Source organism: Mesorhizobium sp. B2-3-13, assembly GCF_006442195.1.
In the GTDB taxonomy this organism is placed as follows: Bacteria; Pseudomonadota; Alphaproteobacteria; order Rhizobiales; family Rhizobiaceae; genus Mesorhizobium; species Mesorhizobium salmacidum.
Window position 1 is genome coordinate 284,975 of record NZ_VFVQ01000001.1, and the last position, 19,463, is coordinate 304,437.

At 65.7% G+C, this 19,463-nt stretch carries 19 protein-coding genes and 1 riboswitch; of the genes, 6 read left to right on the plus strand and 13 right to left on the minus strand.

Annotated features, from left to right (window positions below; all coding sequences use genetic code 11):
• Position 1: 1 nt before the first annotated feature.
• The 5 genes from FJ941_RS01330 to cbiE are packed head-to-tail and all read right to left on the minus strand — an operon-like array spanning position 2 to position 4,512.
• Positions 2-1,315, minus strand: coding sequence for a cobyrinate a,c-diamide synthase (locus FJ941_RS01330; RefSeq protein WP_140502543.1), 1,314 nt, complete (start codon positions 1,313-1,315; stop codon positions 2-4).
• Positions 1,312-2,130, minus strand: coding sequence for a uroporphyrinogen-III C-methyltransferase (cobA, locus tag FJ941_RS01335; RefSeq protein WP_140502545.1), 819 nt, complete (start codon positions 2,128-2,130; stop codon positions 1,312-1,314). Before cobA ends, FJ941_RS01330 begins: the two co-directional genes overlap by 4 nt.
• Entirely contained in the window at positions 2,127-2,891 is a 765-nt protein-coding gene (cobM, locus tag FJ941_RS01340) for a precorrin-4 C(11)-methyltransferase (RefSeq protein WP_140502546.1), read from the minus strand. Before cobM ends, cobA begins: the two co-directional genes overlap by 4 nt.
• Positions 2,888-3,274 (minus strand): cobalamin biosynthesis protein, encoded by a 387-nt coding sequence (locus tag FJ941_RS01345; RefSeq protein ID WP_140502776.1) that lies wholly within the window; start codon positions 3,272-3,274, stop codon positions 2,888-2,890. Before FJ941_RS01345 ends, cobM begins: the two co-directional genes overlap by 4 nt.
• Entirely contained in the window at positions 3,271-4,512 is a 1,242-nt protein-coding gene (cbiE, locus tag FJ941_RS01350; RefSeq protein ID WP_140502547.1) for a precorrin-6y C5,15-methyltransferase (decarboxylating) subunit CbiE, read from the minus strand. The genes FJ941_RS01345 and cbiE overlap by 4 nt, the downstream gene beginning before the upstream one ends.
• Before the next feature lies 1 nt (position 4,513).
• On the opposite strand from cbiE, the gene FJ941_RS01355 reads away from it, so the two are divergent.
• The gene (locus tag FJ941_RS01355; RefSeq protein ID WP_140502549.1) at positions 4,514-5,281 is read left to right on the plus strand and encodes a cobalt-precorrin-6A reductase; all 768 of its coding nucleotides are present in this window, start codon (positions 4,514-4,516) and stop codon (positions 5,279-5,281) included.
• Here the strand turns inward: FJ941_RS01355 and FJ941_RS01360 are convergent.
• From FJ941_RS01360 to FJ941_RS01395, 8 genes are all read right to left on the minus strand, one after another.
• Positions 5,245-6,009 (minus strand): precorrin-3B C(17)-methyltransferase, encoded by a 765-nt coding sequence (locus tag FJ941_RS01360; protein WP_140502550.1) that lies wholly within the window; start codon positions 6,007-6,009, stop codon positions 5,245-5,247. The two genes, FJ941_RS01355 and FJ941_RS01360, sit on opposite strands and share 37 nt — an antisense overlap.
• Positions 6,006-6,764, minus strand: coding sequence for a precorrin-2 C(20)-methyltransferase (locus tag FJ941_RS01365; RefSeq protein ID WP_140502552.1), 759 nt, complete (start codon positions 6,762-6,764; stop codon positions 6,006-6,008). The genes FJ941_RS01360 and FJ941_RS01365 overlap by 4 nt, the downstream gene beginning before the upstream one ends.
• Positions 6,761-7,393 carry a precorrin-8X methylmutase gene (locus tag FJ941_RS01370; protein WP_140502553.1) on the minus strand — a complete coding sequence of 211 codons (633 nt, stop codon included), beginning with the start codon at positions 7,391-7,393 and terminating at the stop codon, positions 6,761-6,763. Before FJ941_RS01370 ends, FJ941_RS01365 begins: the two co-directional genes overlap by 4 nt.
• Before the next feature lie 2 nt (positions 7,394-7,395).
• Positions 7,396-8,733: a precorrin-3B synthase gene (cobG, locus tag FJ941_RS01375; protein WP_140502555.1), complete on the minus strand. Its 1,338-nt coding sequence runs from the start codon at positions 8,731-8,733 to the stop codon at positions 7,396-7,398.
• Positions 8,730-12,140, minus strand: coding sequence for a cobaltochelatase subunit CobN (gene cobN / locus FJ941_RS01380; RefSeq protein WP_140502556.1), 3,411 nt, complete (start codon positions 12,138-12,140; stop codon positions 8,730-8,732). Before cobN ends, cobG begins: the two co-directional genes overlap by 4 nt.
• Positions 12,141-12,158: 18 nt before the next feature.
• Positions 12,159-13,196: a cobalamin biosynthesis protein CobW gene (gene cobW / locus FJ941_RS01385; protein ID WP_140502557.1), complete on the minus strand. Its 1,038-nt coding sequence runs from the start codon at positions 13,194-13,196 to the stop codon at positions 12,159-12,161.
• Complete coding sequence (locus tag FJ941_RS01390; protein WP_140502558.1) at positions 13,193-13,627, minus strand: DUF1636 family protein; 435 nt, start codon at positions 13,625-13,627, stop codon at positions 13,193-13,195. Before FJ941_RS01390 ends, cobW begins: the two co-directional genes overlap by 4 nt.
• A gap of 37 nt (positions 13,628-13,664) precedes the next feature.
• A riboswitch (cobalamin riboswitch) is annotated at positions 13,665-13,872 on the minus strand.
• A 29-nt stretch (positions 13,873-13,901) separates the two neighbouring features.
• Entirely contained in the window at positions 13,902-15,101 is a 1,200-nt protein-coding gene (locus FJ941_RS01395; protein WP_140502559.1) for a winged helix-turn-helix domain-containing protein, read from the minus strand.
• Positions 15,102-15,436: 335 nt separating this feature from the next.
• Here FJ941_RS01395 and FJ941_RS01400 point away from each other — a divergent pair, with 335 nt between their 5' ends.
• Genes FJ941_RS01400 through FJ941_RS01420 form a run of 5 tightly spaced genes read left to right on the plus strand, consistent with a single transcriptional unit; the run spans position 15,437 to position 19,456 of the window.
• Positions 15,437-15,802: an NADH-quinone oxidoreductase subunit A gene (locus tag FJ941_RS01400; RefSeq protein ID WP_010910112.1), complete on the plus strand. Its 366-nt coding sequence runs from the start codon at positions 15,437-15,439 to the stop codon at positions 15,800-15,802.
• Positions 15,793-16,374 (plus strand): NADH-quinone oxidoreductase subunit B, encoded by a 582-nt coding sequence (locus FJ941_RS01405; protein ID WP_027145296.1) that lies wholly within the window; start codon positions 15,793-15,795, stop codon positions 16,372-16,374. Before FJ941_RS01400 ends, FJ941_RS01405 begins: the two co-directional genes overlap by 10 nt.
• A 4-nt stretch (positions 16,375-16,378) precedes the next feature.
• On the plus strand, positions 16,379-16,981 hold the full coding sequence (locus FJ941_RS01410) for an NADH-quinone oxidoreductase subunit C (RefSeq protein WP_140502561.1): 603 nt from the start codon (positions 16,379-16,381) through the stop codon (positions 16,979-16,981).
• Positions 16,982-18,172: an NADH-quinone oxidoreductase subunit D gene (locus FJ941_RS01415; RefSeq protein WP_140502562.1), complete on the plus strand. Its 1,191-nt coding sequence runs from the start codon at positions 16,982-16,984 to the stop codon at positions 18,170-18,172.
• Entirely contained in the window at positions 18,173-19,456 is a 1,284-nt protein-coding gene (locus FJ941_RS01420) for an NADH-quinone oxidoreductase subunit E (RefSeq protein WP_140502563.1), read from the plus strand. It abuts the gene before it with no gap.
• Positions 19,457-19,463: the final 7 nt, after the last annotated feature.

The following is a 19,463-nucleotide window of genomic DNA, read 5'->3' on the forward strand; positions in this document are numbered from 1 at the left end:
TCTAGGCCCGTGCAATGGCGTGGAAGAAGGTGCCACTGACATGGCCACGCCGGTAGCCGGAAGCGCCGAGCGGATTGCGCTGGCCGTCGGCGAGGTCGGCCAGCGGCTCATCATTGCCGGTGGCCGTCACCTGCGCATAGTGGAATTCGTGACCTCGGATCAGTGCGCCTTGCGGCCCCAGCGGACAGTCGGCGCGCAGCCGTGCCTCACGGTAGCCGAGATTCATCTTGCGCCTGGCGAAGCTGGTGGAATGGCCGAGCAGGCCGAGCATGCGATGCGTTTCGCCGCCGGCATCCTCCAGCGCTTCACCAAGCACCATGAAGCCACCGCACTCACCATGGATCGGCCTCTTCTCGGCGAAACGCGCCATTCCCACATGGAAATTCGTGGCGGCGGCCAGCTTGCCGGCGTGAAGCTCTGGATAGCCGCCGGGCAGCCAGCAGACATCGCAATCCTCGTCCGGCGCTTCGTCGGCGAGCGGCGAGAACGGGACAATTTCCGCTCCTGCCTTGCGCCAACAGGCGGCAACATGCGGGTAGAGGAAGCTGAAGGCGGCATCCTCGGCCAGTGCGATGCGCTGGCCGGGCGGCCGCAGCGCGTCGGTGAAGTCGCCAACTGCCGGGGCCAGGGGTGTCGCCAGCGCCATGACCGCGTCGAGATCGAGCGACTTCTCCGCCATGTCGGCGAGCCGGTCGAGATGCGCCATCAGATCGTCATATTCGCCGGCCTGGACGAGGCCGAGATGGCGTTCGGGCAGGTTCAACGTGGGATCGCGCAAGATGGCGCCGACGACTGGCAGGCCGATCGCCTCGATGGCGTCGCCGGACAGCCGCCGGTGACGCTCGCTGCCCAGCCGGTTGAGCACGACACCCGCCATGCGCACATCCGGATCGTAAATGGCAAAACCCTTGGCGACGGCCGCCGCCGTGGTCGACTGGCCGGACACGTCGAGCACCAGCAGAACCGGCAGGCCGTAAAGCCGGGCCAGATCGGCGGCCGAACCGGTGCGCCCCGGCGAGGCCGGAATACCGTCGAACAGGCCCATGGCGCTTTCGAGGATGACGAAGTCGGTATCGTCGGCTGCCTGTGCCGCGAGCGCATTGAGCAGCGACGGTGACATCGCCCAGCTGTCGAGGTTGACGCCGGACAGGCCGGTGGCGGCGGTGTGGAAGCCGGGGTCGATATAGTCCGGGCCGGATTTGGCGCCGCGCACCTTCAGGCCGCGCCGGGTGAGCGCGCGCAGAATGCCGATGGTGACGCTGGTCTTGCCCGAGCCGGAGCGCGGCGCGCCGATGATGATCGCGCGCGCCGTCATGCTTGCGCTGCCAGTGCCGCGCGCATCGCGACGATGCCGCCGACGACGATCAGTGCCGGTGAGGCGAGCCCGGCAGCCGCCGCTTCCTCGGCAATGGTGGCCAGCGTGGCCACGACGGTTCGCTCCTGCGGTGTCGTCGCGGCGACAATCACGGCCGCCGGCGTCGACGGCGCCAGTCCGCCGTCGAGCAAGGCGGCTGCTATCAGTGGCAGATTGGCCATGCCCATATAGACGACCACAGGCTGGCCGGTGCGGGCGATCGCCGCCCAGTCGATGTCGTCATCGGTGCCGGCGGCATGCCCCGTCGCCAGGATGACAGCCTTGTTTATGCCGCGCATGGTGGCCGGGATGCCCGTGGCCGCCAGCGCGCTGAGGCCCGATGTCAGGCCCGGCAGCACACGGAACGGGATGTTTTCGCGCGCCAGCGCCAGCGCCTCTTCGCCGCCACGGCCGAAAATATAGGGATCGCCGCCCTTCAGTCTGACGACGCGGCGACCTTCACGCGCCAGCCGTACCAGCAGGGCGGTGATGTCGTCCTGCTTCATCGAGGGCTGGCCGCCGCGCTTGCCGGCAAAGAAAAGCTCGGCACTTGCGGCAACAGCGACGACATCAGGCGAAACCAGCGCGTCGTAGACCAGCGCATCCGCTTCGGCCAGCGCCGCCAGCACTTCCAGGGTCAGGCAGCCGGGATCGCCGGGACCGGCGCCGGCCAGCCAGACATGGCCCGGCTCAAGCGGACGAGGCTTGAAGTTCAGGCGCGCGAGCGCCCCTTCGAGCGTGGCGTTTCCGCCTTTATTGCTGGTGCTGCCGCTCACAATCCGTCCCGTCCGCGAAAACGCCGCTGATAATGGGCGTCGTATAATGAACTCTCGCCAAAGCTTTCCGCCGCCAGCGAGCGGCCGACGAAGATGAGCGCCGTACGCTCCATCGGATCGGCGGCGAGCTTTGCCTCGATCGTCTCCAGCGTGCCGGTGAGCACCCGCTCACCCGGCCAGGACGCGCGGAAGACGATCGCGACCGGGCAATCGCCGCCATAATGCGGCGTCAGTTCGGCGACGACGCGATCGATGGCGTGGATGGCAAGATGAATGGCCAGCGTGGCGCCGGTGCGGCCGAAGGCGGCCAGCGTTTCGCCGGGCGGCATTTTCGACGCACGCCCGGAGACGCGGGTCAGCACCAGGCTTTGCGCGACTTCGGGAATGGTCAGCTCGCGGCGAAGTGCGGCGGCGGCGGCGGCGAAGGACGGGACGCCCGGGGTCATCGTGTAGGGGATGCCATGCTTTTCCAGCCGGCGGATCTGCTCGGCGACAGCGCTCCACACCGACAGGTCGCCGGAGTGCAGGCGGGCAACATCATGGCCGGCCTTGTGGGCCGCCACATATTCAGCCTCGATCTCATCCAGCGACATCGGCGCGGTGTCGATCAATTTTGTTCCCGGCGCGCAATGCTGCAGCAATTCCGGTGCGACGATCGACCCGGCATGGAGGCAGACCGGGCAACTCGCCAGGAGCCTGGCACCGCGCAGCGTGATGAGGTCGGCCGCACCTGGGCCGGCGCCGATGAAATGGACGGTCATGGCGCGTCTCCGCTGATGGCGATGGCGCAGGTGACCGCGCCGAGCACAGTGCGCGGACCAAGCAGGCTGGCGCCTTTGCCGGCGACGGCAAGGGCGGAGGCTTCCGAGACCGATGGGGTGCCGGCCAAGTCCCCCGAGAGACTGGAGTTGCTGAGCGTCCGCGGCGAGGCGGCCTGAAGGGCTGCGTCATCGACGATAATGACCGGAAGGTTCAGTTTTCGACCGGCGGCGGCGATCGCGTCTTCATCCTTCTTGAGCGCCGCGGTAGCCAGTGCCGAAAGAGCCGACATCGCCAGGCCATGCGCTTCGAGCGCGGTTTCTATCGCCGCGAGCACGTCTTCGACGGTTACGCCTTTGCGGCTGCCGATGCCCGCGACCATCATGGCTTTACCCAGCTCCATTGCGTGACAGGCATGGCCGGCCGCCATGCCTGCATGGAGCCGACCGGCGAAGCGCGGGAGATGCCAATGCGGGTGAGGTCGCCGCCGCGCCTTGTGTGCTGGGCGAGGAGCAGGGCTTCCATTTCCAACGTCACCGCGTTGGCGACAAGACGGCCGCCGGCGCGCAAGGCTCTGATGGCGGCATTCAAGACGCCGGCGTCGCTGCCGCCGCCACCGATGAAGACGGCATCGGGCGTCTCTAGCCTGGCCAGTGCCTTGGGCGCGCTGCCTTCCACAATGACGAGGCCGGGAACGCCGCAGGCAACGGCGTTGTGGCCGATGCGGGCGGCGCGGGCCGGATCGGCCTCGATGGCGATGGCGCGCATCGAAGGGTGGGCGAGCATCCATTCGATGCCAATCGAGCCTGAACCGGCGCCGACATCCCACAGCAATTCGCCGCGCCTCGGCGCCAGCGCCGACAGGGTTACGGCGCGGATTTCGCGTTTGGTGATCTGGCCGTCATGCTCGAACAGATGATCGGCAAGGCCTGATGTGAGCGGCAGCACGCGCGCTTGCGGGTTCGAATCAATTTCGATGGCCAGCACGTTGAGCGGATTGATGTTTTCGAGGTTGAAGGCGTCGGCACGAACCGAACGCAACGTCTCCTTCGGCCCGCCTAACGCTTCCAAGACCGTCAACCGCGAAGTGCCGAAGTCTAGTTCGGTAAGCAGGCGCCCAATTGCAGCAGGTGCGTCGCCATCCGATGTCAGCGCCAGGATGCGTGCGTTGGGCTGCAGCAGCGGGCGAATCAGGTCGATCGGGTGGCTGTGCAGTGAGATGATCTCGATGTCCTGCAGCGCCCAGCCAAGACGCGCGGCTGCCAGCGAAATGGCTGACGGCGCTGGGATGACATACATCTCGCGCGGGTTGACCTTGCGGGCGAGGGTGGCGCCGACCCCGTGGAAGAACGGGTCGCCGGAGGCGAGCACGCAGACGTTTCCGCCGGCCAGCGCCAAGACCTCGGCCATTCCGGCATCGAACGGAACCGGCCAGGGTCGCTGCTTGCCCCTGGCGAAGGAAGCGACGAGCGCCAGGTGCCGCTTGCCACCGAAGATGAACTCCGCCTCGGCGATCCGCCGCTTGGCCTCGTCGCCGAGACCCGCTAAACCGTCCTCGCCGATGCCGACGATGGTGAGCCATCTCGAGTTGAGCTTGGCGCCGCTCGGACCCTTAGCAGGCATGATGACCCACCGCATTCTGATCCTTGGCGGTACCACCGGAGCCCGGCAACTGGCCGGAGAACTGGCGGCGCGCGCCGATTGCTCGGTCACGCTTTCCTTGGCCGGCCGCACGCAAAGCCCGGTCGCGCAGGGTGTGCCCGTGCGAAGCGGAGGATTCGGCGGCGTCGATGGTCTGGCTGCTTATCTCAGCGAGACAGGCACTGGTCTGCTGATCGACGCCACGCACCCCTACGCGGCGCGAATCTCCGCCAATGCGGCGATGGCCGCGCGCAAGACCGGCGTGCCGATCCTCGCCCTGCGGCGCCCGGGGTGGGAGGCCGGCCAAGGCGACCGCTGGCTTGAGGTCAACAGCGTTGCCGAGGCCGCGCGGGCGCTTGGCGATGTGCCGCGCCGTGTGTTTCTGGCGCTGGGCCGCCAGGAGGTCGCCGCCTTCGAGGCAGCGCCCCAGCACCATTATCTCATCCGCAGCGTCGATCCGGTCGAGCCGAAGCTGGCGGTTGCCGATGCCGCGTACCTGTTGGCGCGCGGACCGTTTGGCGAGACCGACGAGCGCGTGCTGCTCGAAGAGCATCGGATCGATGTCGTGGTATCGAAGAACAGCGGTGGCGCGGCGACATACGGGAAGATTGCCGCGGCGCGAACGCTCGGCCTCGAGGTGGTCATGGTGCGCAGGCCCGATCTGCCGGACGTGCCTTCGGCTGAAACCGTAGAAGCGCTGGCCGCGATGGTGCCTCATTTTGTGGAGCCCGATGCCGAGCGCGGCGTGTAGACCAGCGCCGGCTTGTCGCCGCGCTTGATGATCCGGGTCTCCGGCGAGCCGATGATGATACAGGTCGCCATGTCGGCCTTTTCTGCGTCGACATCGGCCAGCAGATAGACCTCGATGCGCTCGTCCGGGCGGCCGGCGGCGCGGCCGAAGATCACCGGCGTCGTGCCGGGCAGGATGGCGGTCAGGCATTCGAAGGCGCGGCCAAGTTGCCAGGGACGCGCCTTGCTGATCGGGTTGTAGAGCGCGATGACGAAGCCGGCGCCGGCCGCCGCCAGCAGACGCAGCTCGATTAGATCCCAAGGCTTCAGATTGTCGGATAGCGAAATGGCGCAGAAGTCGTGGCCGAGCGGCGCGCCGATGCGGGCGGCGACCGCCAGCATGGCGGTGACGCCAGGCACGATGATGACATCGACCGCACGCCATTCGGCCGGACCGGCCTCGATCGCCTCACAGACCGCCGCGGCCATGGCGAAGACCCCGGGATCGCCACCGGATACCACGGCGACGTCGTGGCCCTCGGCTGCCTTGGTCAGGGCCTCCTTGGAGCGGGCGAGTTCCTCACGGTTGTCGGAAGCGACGCGGGTCTGGTCCGGGCGCAGGTCGAGCCGGTCGAGATAGGGCTTGTAGCCATAGAAGAATTTTGCCTCCGCGATAGCGCGGCTGGCTTGCGGCGTGACCTGGTCGGCATTGCCGGGCCCGAGGCCGATGACGGTGAGACGGCCGCTCATGCCTGCGCTCCAGCCACGCCGGGTCGACCGGACCAGCCGGCAACCAGCACGATGGCGAAATAGGGCGCCTTGTCGTCCGGTTTGTCGGCAAGCTTCATCGAGACGCTGCCGGCCATGGTGCCGCGCTCGACGTAGACGGCACGCGTCAGCTTGCCGGTCGCGTCCAGCGCGCGCTTGATCTTGGGCAGGTTGCGGCCGACCTTCATGATGACGGCAGCGTCGGTGTCGGCGAGGCGGCGCGTCAGGTCGAATTCGCTCATCGTGCCAGGCAGCACGGTCAGCACGTCGTCGCCCTGGACGATCGGCACGCCGGTCTGCGACCAGCAGCCGGACATGGCGGTGATGCCGGGAATGACCTCGGTCGGGTAGCGATGGGCAAGGCGCACATGCAGATGCATGTAGGAGCCGTAGAACAGCGGGTCGCCTTCGGAGAGCACGGCAACCATCTTGCCGGCGTCGAGGTGCTCGGCGACCCTGTCGGCCGACTCCTCGTAGAAACCTGATATCTGCGAGCGGTAATCGTCGTGATCCTTGTCGATCTCGGTGGTCACGGGATAGAGCAGCGGCAGTTCCAGCATGTCGGGCCGGAAGCGCGCCTCGACGATGGCGCGCGCATTGCTGTTGTTGCCGCGTTTGGCGAAATAAGCCACGACATCGGCCTCGGCCAAGGTCCGTGCGGCCTTCAGCGTCAGCAATTCGGGGTCGCCGGGACCGGTGCCGACGCCGACGAGACGGCCTTTGGGGAGCGCGTTCACAGGCCCGGCCTCGCCAGTGAATTGAGCGCTGCGGCGGTCATCGCGCTGCCGCCAAGCCTGCCGCGCACGGTGGCGTACGGTACGCCATAGGAATTTTCGGCCAGGGCATCCTTGGATTCGGCAGCACCGACAAAGCCGACCGGCATGCCGATAATGGCGGCCGGCTTGGGCGCGCCATCGCGCAGCTTTTCCAGCAGGTAGAAGAGTGCGGTCGGCGCATTGCCGATGGCGACGACCGAACCGGCCATACGCTCGCCCCAAAGGTCGATCGCGGCGGCCGAGCGGGTGTTGCCGATCTCCCTGGCGATGTCGTGCGTGCGCGGGTCGCGCAAGGTGCAGATCACCTCATTGCCGGCCGGCAGCCGGGCACGAGTGACGCCATGCGATACCATTTCCGCGTCGCAGAAGATCGGCGCGCCGGCGGCCAGAGCGGTGCGGGCGGCGGCGACGAAATCGGGGGAGAGAACGAAACGACTTACTGCCTCGACCTGGCCGCAGGCATGGATCATGCGGATGGCGACATCGGCCTCGGCTTCGGAGAAGCGCGACAGATCAGCCTCGGCGCGAATAATGGCGAAGGAGCGCTCGTAAATCGCGGTGCCGTCGTGGATATAGTCGTAGGCGGCCATGCTCATTCCTGTTTGTAGGTCTCAGCGATGCCGGCCGGTCCTAGCCTTGTCAGGCAAGCGGCGGCGGTTTCGCCTTGAAATCGTGCGCTGCGGATCATCGCCGCGACGCGGCTGATGCCGCGCGCGGCGTCATAGCCCGGCCTGTAGCCGGCAGGAAGGGCCTTTGCCGTCGCGTTCACGACAAGTCCGGCTCCATTTTCACCGCCGACAATTGTTAGTGCTGCTGGGCCGGGATGTGCGCAGCCCTTGGCGCAGCCGGAAACGTGCAGGGTAAAGTCGAGGATGTCCGCGTTCTCGGCGGCAATCGCCTCGGCGATGTCGCGGGTCGCGATCCGGCCGGACGCGCAGGCCGGCGTGCCCGGGCAGGCCGCGATGCGCGTGCGCGGGTCGGCGGGGGAGGTAACGAAGCCAAGGGTGGCGGCGGTGTCATGAAGGGATTGTTTGGCGTCCGCCGGCTGGCCGAGGAACAGCAGGGCGCGGCCTGGGACGAGGCGGATTTCGGTTGCGCCGAGGGCGAGAGCTTTTTGCGCGAGGCCGATGATTTTGTCCGCCGGCATGCTGCCGTAGGCTAGGCCGATGCCGAGGGCGTGGCCTTTACCGAGGCTGAAATAGCCAATGGGCGAATGAAAGCGCTCTACGGCGCCTCCCTCCGGCAGGACAGAGGGGGGCGCCGTAGAGTGCCAGCCTGCAAGAGACTCCAATTGCCGCCTCGACAAATCCCGCGTGTGCGCCTCGCGGCCTTTCTCGGCAACCATCCGCAACGCCGCGACAGCAATGTCGCGCGCCGCATCCTCATCCGCCACAGCGAGTGGCTTGGCGGTCTGCCCATCACCCGCGACGGACACCCGCCACTGGATCCCCACATCGGTCCGCGTTGCAGCGAGCCGCACATCCGCCGTCACCGCATCCAGCGTCAGTTGCCCACCGCCGTCGACGACCACCGCAACCTTCGGCCCCAACCTTATTGCCAGCCCGGTTTCTTCAATGCCCATCCGAATGCGCTCAGCCATCGGCTTCGGATCGGCGATCTCCCGCGGGTCAATGCCGGCCAGCGGGCCGGTCTCGACCGGGACGCCGGTGCGCACCGCGATGCCCAGCGCATCGACCTCCGCTGCCAGCAACGCAGCGCTCTCCATTGTCAGGCCGCGTATCTGCATGCTGCCGCGCGCCGTTACTTCCATGATGCCGTTGCCGTGCCGCAAGGCGGCTTCGGCCAACTCGATCAAGAGCCTCGGCGATAGGCCTCCGGAGACCGGGTTGAGCCGCACCAGCAGGCCGTCACCTGTCTGCATCGGCGCCGACAAAGCAGGGCAGGCGCCACGGCGCGAGAAGGCGTTCATGCCGCGACCCCGAGCGCGTTGGCCTCGGCAATCAGCGCGGCGAGATCGTCGTCGATGGAATTGCGCAAGGGATGCCAGAGGCCGCGCCGGCGTGCCGACAGGAAGCGCTCGGCGATGACTTTGGCGGCGGCGGGATTTTCGCGCAGGATGAAGGCGCGAACCTCGGCGTCACCGAGATAGGCATCATGCACGGCCTCGATCAACGCGCCTGAAATGGCATGGGTGGCCTCGGCGAAGCCGACCAGCCGGTCGACCGTCTCGGCGAATTCGGAGGCGCCGCGCGGACCGTGGCGCATCTGCCCTGATATGAAGCGGGTGTTGACGGCACGGGCACGCACCACGCGCGACACCGCTTCGCCAACCGATCGCGGTTTCGGCTTCTGCGGGTCCGTGGTGTCGAGCACGATGACGTCGGCGTTCCTGCCGAGTGTGGCCAAGGCGGCCGAAAAGCCGCCGATGAAGGCGACGTCGGCGGAACCCTCGAGAATGTCGCGGCCGGGGTCGTCGCCGGTGTGGACCAGAAGATCGGCTTCGGCGATGCGGCCTTCAAACGCTCCGGGTGCCGAGACCCCTTCGCCGCCGGCGCCGCCATAGGCATGCGAGGTGGCGTCGAGATAGGCGCGGCCGATTTCTTCGCGCGCCGCCCAGTCGCCGCTGGACAAAATCTCTTCGACGCCGGCGCCGTAAGTGCCGGGCGAGGTGCCGAAGATGCGCGGGCTGACCTTGCCGTCGGCGCGGGTCCTGGCGGCGAGCGGGTTTTCTGATTCGTCCTCGTCGCGCGCTGCAACGGCGTTGGCGGCGGCGTCGATCAGTGCGATCTGGGTCGGGAACATGTCGCGGAACAGGCCTGATATGCGCCAGGTGACGTCGACGCGCGGGCGGCCGAGCGTCGCCGGCGGCAACACCTCGATGCCGGTGATGCGGCCGGTCGCGGTATCCCATTGCGGCCGGCAGCCCATCAACGCAAGGCCCTGCGCGATCTCCTCACCGCCGGTGCGCAGCGAGGCCGAGCCCCAGAGGTCTGTCACCAGGGAGCGCGGCCAATCGCCATGCGATTGCATGTAGGCGCGCACCACTTCTTCCGCCGCCGCCTTGCCGAGATCATAGGCGGTCGGGGTCGGCATGGTGCGCGGGTCCGATGTGAACAGGTTGCGGCCGGTGGGCAAGATATCGGAGCGCCCGCGTGCGGGCGCGCCGGCCGGGCCCGCCTTGACGTGACGGCCATCGAGCGCAGCGAGCAGCGCGGCCTTCTCGGCTTCCGCGCTTTGCCGGCGCATGGGATCGGGCTCGTCGTCTGGGGCGCGACCATAGATATGCAGCCCGTCCTTGATGGCAAAATCCTTGAGATCGCAGAGCCAGGCGTCGATGCGGCGCAGTGCTTCGTCGGGCGCGTCGGTTTTGGCGACGCCGGCCTCGGAGGCGAGGCCGGTCTTTTGCGCGGTTTCGACGATCAGTTTCGCCAGCCGGTCACGACGACGGCGGTCGAGGCCGTCGGCCTGGGCATATTCGTCGACCAGCCGTTCGAGCTTGTGCTGGTCCTCGTCCAGTCCGGCGCCTGTCAGCGGCGGCGGCAGATGACCAAGCGTGACCGCGGCAATGCGCCGTTTGGCCTGTGCCGCTTCGCCGGCGTTGGAGACGATGAAGGGATAGATGACGGGCAGGGAGCCGGTGACGATCTCGGGGAAGCAGGCTTGCGAAAGCGCGACGGTCTTGCCGGGCAGCCATTCCAGCGTGCCGTGGGCGCCGACATGGATGAGAGCGTGGACGCCGAGCGATTCGCGCAGCCACAGGCCGAACGCGATCAAAGCGTGGCGCGGAGGCAGCGTCGGATCGTGGTAGTCGGCGCGGCGGTCCGCGGAACGGCCACGGTCGGGGGCGAGTGCGACGGTGATGTTGCCGAAATGCGCGGCGCGGAAGGCGAAGTGTTTTTTGCCTGATAGCGAAGGTCTTCGCGAGGCGCGCCCCTCTGTCCTGCCAGAGGGGCGCGCCTCGCGAAGACCTGTCTCGTCTTCCGCTCTGCCCCAAGCAGCCTCTACCGCAGCAATTGCCGTTGCCAGCAACTCTGTCGAAAAGGAGTGATAGTCGTCCAGCCTCAGCCCACAGTCGCCGCGCTCCAGCAAATCCAGCAATTCACGCGGCGTTTGCGGTATCGCGTCAACGGCATAGCCCTGTTCGCTCAAGTCCCGCAGCATGGCGATCACGCTGGACGGCACATCCAGCCCGACCGCATAGCCGGTGCGGCCGGGAGCACTGGGATAATCGGGAATGAGGATTGCCAGCTTGCGTTCGGCGCGCGGGGTCTGCTGCAAACGGATGAAGGCTGCTACGCGGCTAGCCACTTGCTCAACACGATCCAGTTCCGGCCGGTTGGCCAAGGCGCGGTGGCCCAGCGCCGGGTCGACATCGCTCTCGCCCTTGAAAGAGATGGCACCGGCAAGGATGCGGCCGTCGAGTTCGGGCAGCACGACATGCATGGCAAGGTCGGCGGGCGCCAGTCCGCGCTGATTGTTTTCCCACACGTCGCGGCGCGTGGTGGCGACGATGACCTGGAAGACAGGCACGCCGGCGCGGTCGAACAGGGTTTCCACGCCGGGCTCGGCGCCAGAAGCGAAAGCGGTCGCGGTGATGATGGCGGCGGGTTTCAGCGATGCGATGGTATTTTCGACGAACGCCAGGGACACCGGATCCTTGAGACTGGAAACGAAGATCGGGACCGGTGCCAGTCCCTGGGAGTGTAAAGCCTCGGCCAGCGCATCGATCGGGGCGACATCGGCTGCAAGCAGCATCGATCGGTAGAAGAGAATCGGGATGATGGGAGTGCTGGCATTTGAAAGGTCCGGCTGTTCTGCGACTCCCAATCCAGATTGATAGTAACCAGCTTTCGGCACGCTGACCGGACTGGCGACGGGCATATCTTGTCCAGCCAGGCCTGCCAGCCTGTGCACCAGGGCGCTCATATTGGCCGGGCCGCCCTCGCGGAAATAGCCGAGCAGGCCGTCGAGTTCGGCGCGCGGCAGCGTCGAGGCTTCGATCAGCCTGAGATCCTCGTCATGGCTTTCACCCGGAAGCAGCGCCAGTCTTATGTCGCGCTCGCGGGCGATTGCCGCGAGCTGGTCGCAGCCATAGCGCCACCAGTCGTAGCCGCCGAGGATGCGCACCATGATGACCTTGGCATGGCGGGCGACGCTGTCGATCCAGAGATCGACGGACATGGGATGGCGCAGGTCGCGCAGTGCGGCGAGCCGCATCGACGGCAGGCGATCGGCGTCGGCCTTCCATGCCGCCGCCAGTCCGGCGAGATCGCTGTCGGTGAAGGACAAGGCCACGATATCCGCCGGCGCCTGCCGGAGATCGACAGGCTCGGCGAGGTCGTCGAGCGAGGCGGAGGTCGTGGTGAGGATGTGCATCGCGGCCCGTGCCTGAAATCAGCCGGCGAGGATACGTTCGATCGCCGGACGGTTCAGCCCCTTGAGGCCGATGACGACGAGGCGCGAGCGGCGGTCGTCCCCGGCGGTCCAGGCCCGGTCGTAGTAATGATTGACGCGCGGGCCGACGGCCTGCAGCAGGAGCCGCATCGGCTTGCCACCGACCTCGACGAAGCCTTTCACCCGCAGCACGTTTTCCTGTTCGGCGGCGGCGGCGACGCGTTTTGCCAGTTCGTCGGGATTGGCGATCGAGGGGATGTCGACGATGAACGTGTCGAAGTCGTCATGCTCGTGGTCGAACGCGCCGTCATGATGGGATTTTCGGTTCTCGATGTCGTCCTCGACGGCGAGACCGAGCCCGAGCAGTACGGAGGGATCGACCTTGCCATAAGACGTCGGCACGATCTTCACTGCGCGGGCGGAGTGTTCGCCAATGATGGCATGGGCGCGGGCTGAGCCCTCGGCGTCCATCAGGTCGCTCTTCGACAGGATGATCAGGTCGGCGCAGGCGATCTGATCCTCGAACACCTCCTCGACAGGATCATCATGGTCGAGGCTTTCATCCCCGGCGCGCTGCGCCTGCAGGGCGTCCATGTCGTTGGCGACGCGGCCTTCGGCAAGTGCGGGACCGTCGACCACGGCGATGACGCCGTCGACGGTCACCCGGCTCTTCACTGTCGGCCACTGGAAAGCCTGGACCAGCGGCTTGGGCAAAGCGAGGCCCGAGGTTTCGATCAGGATATGGTCGACCTTCGGCGTCAGCGACAGGATCTGGTCGAGCGCCGGCACGAAATCGTCGGCGACGGTGCAGCAGATGCAGCCATTGGCCAACTCGACGATGTTTTCCTCTGGGCAGGTGTCGATGCCACAGCCTTTCAGGATTTCGCCGTCGATGCCGATGTCACCGAATTCGTTGACAATGATCGCGATGCGCTTGCCGCCGGCGTTTTCCAGGAGATGGCGGACCAGGGTCGTCTTGCCGGCGCCGAGGAAGCCGGTGACGACGGTGCAGGGAACGCGGGAAACGGATGCGGTCATATCAAGTCTTTCAGCATGTCGAGGGGAGGGATGCGGGCCACGAGGCCGCGCTTGAGGCTATCGGGCCGGCCCCGCCAGGGAATGAGGCCGTCGCTGGAGGTGGCGAAGAGTTTCGCGCCAGTGACGAGATCGGCGCCGCTGGTCGTGGTCAGATCGCCGAATACATAGCTCCAGCAGCCGTCACGCAGGATCGCGGCGCTCAGTCGACGTTTGCAATTGCCGAGGCATTCGACGGTGCGGATGCGGATATTGTCGCCCGAGGCGGCTTGGCGCGTATCTTCGGCCAAAAGTTCGCCGGCCCGGGGACGGGCGTCGGAGCCGCTCTCGTCGCGACAGGAGGCGCAGACGATGACAGTGATGCCGGCCAGGGAATCATCCTCGCCGGACGAAATGTCCATTGTTTCAGCCGAAAAACTGCTGTCGCGATCCAAATCAGGCTCCTTGCCCGGAAAACCCGCCGGGCGATCGGATACTTGCATTCCAGACGGCAGGTCTCCTGGCTCGCGGGTCATCGCCTTGGGTAGCCGCCTTCCCGGGACAATCCCAGTGGCTTTCGGCCTTGGCTCTTCGCTCACAGTTGCGGGGACAGCCGCGGATTTGGGATTTTCAATCCCGCACCGCATTCCCTCTTGGCTCCTCCCTTTGCCGAGAGGAGACCGTCTGGATCCGATTTAGGCTCTTGCGGGCAGCGGTGTCAACGCGAGCTTACGACACCGCGATGTCGGACAGCGCCGGGCCCAGGTCGCCGGCAGGCGTCACTTCGATGCGTTCGAGGCCAAGCCAGCCCTGCATCTGCTTCAATTCCTCGAAGAGCTGAGCGGCGGTATCGGGCGGTGCGCCGGGCTCGGCGTAAGCAGCATGGGCACGCAGGACACTTGCCGGCCGGTCTGCCTTGAGGTCGACGCGCGCCACGATCCTGTCGCCGAGCAGGAAGGGCAGGACATAATAGCCGTATTGGCGCTTGTCGGCCGGCGTGTATATCTCGATCCGGTAGTGAAAACTGAACAGCCGCTCTGAGCGCGAGCGCTCGAAGACAACGGGGTCGAACGGCGCCAGCAGGGCGCGGGCCTCGATCTTGCGTGGCAATCGCGCGTCCCTATAGAGGTAAGCCGGCTTGTCCCAGCCCTCGACGCGGACCGGCAGCAACTCGCCGAGTTCGACCAATTCCTCCAGCCGGCCTTTCATGTCGGCGGGGGAGAGTCGAAAATAGTCGCGCAGGTCGCCCGATGTCGCGATGCCGTGGGCGCGGGCGGAGATGCGCAGCAATTCACGATGTGCATCCTCGGCGCCCGGTACTGGCAGGTCGAGAATCGCCTGCGGCAGCACGCGCTCTGGCAGGTCGTAGAAGCGCTCGAAGCCGCGCCGGTGCGCCGTGGTGATGCGCCCGGCCCAGAACAGCCATTCGAAGGCATGCTTGGCGTGGCTCCAGCCCCACCAGCCGCCGGAGCCTTTCTGGCCCTCCAGCGCGGAAGCGGCGACCGGGCCGCGCTGGACGACCTCGCGGTAGATCTCTTCTATGTAGGCGGCGTGCTCGCGGCCCCATTTGGCCAGCCCCAGATACATTTCATCGCCTTGCTCGGCGCGCTGCATGCGCCAGCGCATCAGCGGGTAGGTCTCGACCGGCAGGAACGAGGCCTCATGCGCCCAGTATTCGAAGACCGTGCGCTTGCGGGTCACGGCGGCGTTGTCGAGCAAAGCGAGGGGATAGGGGCCAAGACGCGAATAGAGCGGCATGTAGTGGGCGCGAACCACCGCACTGACGGAATCGATCTGCAGCAGGCCGGTGCGGGACAGAACGCGGGCGAAGTGGCGGCGGTCGGGCGTACCGGCGGGGCGGGGATCGAGAAACCCTTGAGCGGCGAGCGCGATGCGCCGGGCGGCGGCAAGCGAGATCTTTTCCTTCATGCGGATGCGTCCCTGATGGACCTGTCTGGCGTCGTTGCGAGGCGTGATTCCAGCCAATGCTAGCAGGGTTTTGGCGGCAACCCTGTCAGGAGAGAAAAGTGGAGTAAATGGCGAAGGAAATCAAACAGGAGCGTATGGGACCAGTTTCTCCCGGATTGCCGTCCAGCTCGGTGTTTTGAACAAGGTTTGACTTGCTTCACTGGAAGTGCTGCGCTAACCCTCGCCGCGTTGCAGCATAGGCTCCTTAAAACGGTTCAGCGGTTAAACTGTCACGCTTCCGCATTAAGGTCCGGTGCTGTAATCAACGTGGATTGGCGCCAACGGAAAGCCGCTGCATGAACGCACTCCTCAGTTCGTACCTGCCCATCGTCCTGTTTATCGGCGTGGCGCTGGTGGTCGGTCTGGCGCTGCTGGCTGCGCCCTTCCTGGTAGCCTACCGCAACCCGGATCCCGAGAAGCTGTCCGCCTATGAATGCGGATTCAACTCGTTCGACGACGCCCGCATGAAATTCGACATCCGCTTCTACCTGGTGTCGATCCTGTTCATCATCTTCGACCTGGAAGTAGCCTTCCTCTTCCCCTGGGCGGTGTCCTTCTCGAAGATTGGCATGCTCGGTTTCTGGTCAATGATGGTGTTTTTGGCAGTGCTGACCATCGGCTTTGCCTATGAATGGAAAAAAGGAGCGCTGGAATGGGATTGAACGACAGTTCAGGCACCCTCGTCGCGCCGAAGCCCAAGGGTATCATTGATCCCAACACCGGCAAGCCGGTGGGGGAGGACGATCCCTTCTTCCTCGAAATCAACAACGAGCTTGCCGACAAGGGTTTTCTGGTCACCTCGACCGAGGCGCTGATCACCTGGGCGCGCAGCGGTTCGCTGATGTTCATGACCTTCGGTCTGGCGTGCTGCGCGGTCGAAATGATCCACACCTCGATGCCGCGCTACGATTCGGAGCGCTTCGGTGTCGCGCCGCGCGCGTCTCCGCGCCAGTCCGACATCATGATCGTGGCTGGCACGCTGACCAACAAGATGGCGCCGGCGTTGCGCAAGGTCTACGACCAGATGCCGGAGCCGCGCTACGTCATCTCGATGGGCTCCTGCGCCAATGGCGGCGGCTACTACCACTATTCCTATTCGGTGGTGCGCGGCTGCGACCGGGTCGTGCCGGTCGACATCTATGTGCCCGGCTGCCCGCCGAGCGCCGAAGCCCTGCTCTACGGCATTCTTCTGCTGCAGAAGAAAATCCGCCGCACCGGCACGATCGAACGGTAAATCCATGGCCGCATCCCTTACCGAACTGTCGACCTATCTCGGCGAAAAGCTGATCGGCCGCGTCAATGACGCGGTGCTCGCCTATGGCGAGCTCTCCATCAATGTCGAGCCGCGCGACCTGGTCGAAGTGATGACCTTCCTGCGCGACGATGCGCGCTGCCAATTCATCTCGATCATCGATGTCTGCGGCGCCGACTATCCGTCGCGGGCCAAGCGCTTCGACGTCGTCTACCATCTGCTGTCGCCGAAACAGAATGTCCGCATCCGGGTCAAGGTGCAGGCCGACGAAGAGACGATGGTGCCGTCGATCACCGGCGTTTATCCAGGCGCCGACTGGTTCGAGCGCGAGACCTACGATCTCTATGGCGTGCTGTTCTCGGGCCACCCGGACCTGCGCCGCCTGCTGACCGATTACGGGTTCGAAGGCCATCCGCTGCGCAAGGATTTCCCGCTGACCGGTTTCGTCGAAGTGCGCTACGACGACGAGGCCAAGCGCGTGATCTATGAGCCTGTGGAACTGAAGCAGGAATTCCGCAATTTCGATTTTCTTTCCCCTTGGGAAGGCACCGACTATGTGCTGCCCGGGGATGAGAAGGCAAAGCAGTAAATGGCCGAAACCTCCGTCCGCAATTTCAACATCAATTTCGGCCCTCAACACCCTGCGGCGCATGGTGTTTTGAGGTTGGTCCTCGAACTCGACGGCGAAGTCGTCGATCGCGTCGATCCGCATATCGGCCTGCTGCATCGTGGTACGGAAAAGCTGATCGAGGCCAAGACCTATCTGCAGGCGGTGCCTTATCTCGACCGGCTCGACTATTGCGCCCCGATGAACCAGGAGCATGCCTTCGCGCTCGCCGCCGAGCGCCTGCTCGGCATCGAGGTGCCGAGGCGCGGCCAACTGATCCGCGTGCTCTATTGCGAAATCGGCCGCATCATGTCGCACATCCTCAATGTGACGACGCAGGCGATGGACGTCGGCGCGCTGACGCCGCCGCTGTGGGGTTTCGTCGAGCGCGAAAAGCTGATGGTGTTTTATGAGCGGGCCTCCGGCTCGCGCATGCATGCGGCCTATTTCCGTCCCGGCGGCGTCCACCAGGACCTGCCGCGCCAACTGGTCGAGGACATCGGCAAATGGATCGACCCGTTCCTGAAATCGCTCGACGATCTCGACAGGCTGCTCACCGGCAACCGCATCTTCAAGCAGCGCAATGTCGATATCGGCATCGTCTCGCTGGCCGACGCCTGGGCCTGGGGCTTTTCGGGCGTCATGGTGCGCGGCTCGGGTTCGCCTTGGGACCTGCGCAAGTCGCAGCCCTATGAATGCTATTCGGAAATGGATTTCGACATCCCGATCGGCAAGAACGGCGACTGCTTCGACCGTTATCTCCTGCGCATGGAAGAAATGCGCCAGTCGGCGCGGATCATGCGCCAATGCGTCGACCTGCTGCTCGGCAAGGAGAGCACCGGTCCGGTGTCGAATCTCGACGGCAAGGTAGTGCCGCCCAAGCGCGCGGCGATGAAGCGCTCGATGGAAGCGCTGATCCATCACTTCAAGCTCTACACCGAAGGCTATCGCGTGCCGGCCGGCGAGGTCTATGCGGCGGTCGAGGCGCCGAAGGGGGAGTTCGGCGTCTATCTGGTCTCCGACGGCACCAACAAGCCCTACCGCTGCAAGCTGCGCGCACCTGGTTTCGCGCATCTGCAAGCCATGGATTTCCTCTGCCGCGGCCACCTGCTGGCCGACGTCACCGCCGTTCTTGGCTCCCTCGACATCGTGTTTGGTGAGGTCGATCGCTAAATGTCAGTCCGCCGTCTCGCAGAAGCCAGCGTCCAGCCAGCCTCCTTCGCCTTCAACCGGGCGAATGCGGCGGCTGCCAAGCAATGGATCAAGAAATACCCCAAGGGCCGCGAGCAGTCGGCGATCATTCCGCTTTTGATGCTGGCGCAGGAGCAGGAAGGCTGGGTCACCAAGGCGGCGATCGAGACCATCTCCGACATGCTCGACATGCCCCGTATTCGCGGGCTCGAGGTCGCGACCTTCTACACGCAGTATCAGTTGAATCCCGTCGGCACACGCGCGCACATCCAGGTTTGCGGCACCACGCCGTGCATGCTGCGCGGCTCGGAAGCGCTGATGGATGTGTGCCGTTCGAAAATCCATCATGAGCAGTTCCATACCAACGACAAGGGCACCTTGTCGTGGGAGGAGGTGGAGTGTCTCGGCGCCTGCGTCAACGCGCCGATGGTCATGGTGTTCAAGGACACGTTCGAGGATCTGACGCCGGAGCGGCTGGCCGAAATCATCGATCTCTACGATGCCGGCAAGGGGGCCTCGGTGGCGCCCGGACCGCAGAATGGCCGTACAGGCTCGGAGCCGGCCTCCGGTTTGACGACGCTCAAGAGCGAAAAGGCTATCCTCAAGTCGACCCGCGATCGGGAGGCCCGGGAAGCAGCCAAGGCTGCCAAGGCAGCACCCGGCGCGATCATCGCGGCGCCGGTGCCGCCACCGGCGGCTGGTGCACCTGTCGCGCCGTCCAATGCCAGCAAGCCGAAGACCGACGCGCCTGAGACCAGCCCGGTGTTGAAGACGCCTTCAAAGGCCAAGGTGGCGCCGGCGACGGAGAAGGCGGCGAGCGTTTCTGCGCCGCTGCATTCGGCCGCCAATGCCAACAAGGCGGCGCCGGAAGTGGAGAAGGTCTCCAAGCAGCGCAGTGGACCGACGGTCAGGGCCGAACCGGCATCGGCCTTCAAGGCGCCGGAAGCCAAGGTGCCAGTCGCAAAGCCGGCAAAACCATCGCTGGAGGACAAGAACCGTCCGGCCGGTATCGACAGGCCGGCCGCGGTCGACGATCTCAAGCTGATCTCCGGGGTCGGTCCGAAGATCGAGGGTATCCTGCACACGCTAGGCATCTTCACCTTCGCGCAGGTCGCGTCGTGGAAGAAGGCCGAACGAGAGTGGGTCGACGGCTATCTCTCCTTCCAGGGCCGCATCGACCGCGACGACTGGGTCCGCCAAGCCAAGGCGCTCGCGAAGGGCGGCGTCGCCGAATACATCCGCGTCTTCGGCAAGAAGCCGGTCTGAGGGACGA

What these genes read in the sequence shown, in the direction of transcription:
- cobG (WP_140502555.1), bottom strand. Translation starts at nt 8,733, where the DNA reads ATGAACGCCTTCTCGCGCCGTGGCGCCTGCCCTGCTTTGTCGGCGCCG.
- FJ941_RS01360 (WP_140502550.1), bottom strand. Translation starts at nt 6,009, where the DNA reads ATGAGCGGCCGTCTCACCGTCATCGGCCTCGGGCCCGGCAATGCCGAC.
- FJ941_RS01405 (WP_027145296.1), top strand. Translation starts at nt 15,793, where the DNA reads ATGGGATTGAACGACAGTTCAGGCACCCTCGTCGCGCCGAAGCCCAAG.
- FJ941_RS01355 (WP_140502549.1), top strand. Translation starts at nt 4,514, where the DNA reads ATGACCCACCGCATTCTGATCCTTGGCGGTACCACCGGAGCCCGGCAA.
- FJ941_RS01395 (WP_140502559.1), bottom strand. Translation starts at nt 15,101, where the DNA reads ATGAAGGAAAAGATCTCGCTTGCCGCCGCCCGGCGCATCGCGCTCGCC.
- FJ941_RS01420 (WP_140502563.1), top strand. Translation starts at nt 18,173, where the DNA reads ATGTCAGTCCGCCGTCTCGCAGAAGCCAGCGTCCAGCCAGCCTCCTTC.
- cobN (WP_140502556.1), bottom strand. Translation starts at nt 12,140, where the DNA reads ATGCACATCCTCACCACGACCTCCGCCTCGCTCGACGACCTCGCCGAG.
- FJ941_RS01410 (WP_140502561.1), top strand. Translation starts at nt 16,379, where the DNA reads ATGGCCGCATCCCTTACCGAACTGTCGACCTATCTCGGCGAAAAGCTG.
- FJ941_RS01345 (WP_140502776.1), bottom strand. Translation starts at nt 3,274, where the DNA reads ATGATGGTCGCGGGCATCGGCAGCCGCAAAGGCGTAACCGTCGAAGAC.
- cobW (WP_140502557.1), bottom strand. Translation starts at nt 13,196, where the DNA reads ATGACCGCATCCGTTTCCCGCGTTCCCTGCACCGTCGTCACCGGCTTC.
- FJ941_RS01370 (WP_140502553.1), bottom strand. Translation starts at nt 7,393, where the DNA reads ATGGCCGCCTACGACTATATCCACGACGGCACCGCGATTTACGAGCGC.
- FJ941_RS01400 (WP_010910112.1), top strand. Translation starts at nt 15,437, where the DNA reads ATGAACGCACTCCTCAGTTCGTACCTGCCCATCGTCCTGTTTATCGGC.
- FJ941_RS01415 (WP_140502562.1), top strand. Translation starts at nt 16,982, where the DNA reads ATGGCCGAAACCTCCGTCCGCAATTTCAACATCAATTTCGGCCCTCAA.
- cobM (WP_140502546.1), bottom strand. Translation starts at nt 2,891, where the DNA reads ATGACCGTCCATTTCATCGGCGCCGGCCCAGGTGCGGCCGACCTCATC.
- FJ941_RS01330 (WP_140502543.1), bottom strand. Translation starts at nt 1,315, where the DNA reads ATGACGGCGCGCGCGATCATCATCGGCGCGCCGCGCTCCGGCTCGGGC.
- cbiE (WP_140502547.1), bottom strand. Translation starts at nt 4,512, where the DNA reads ATGCCTGCTAAGGGTCCGAGCGGCGCCAAGCTCAACTCGAGATGGCTC.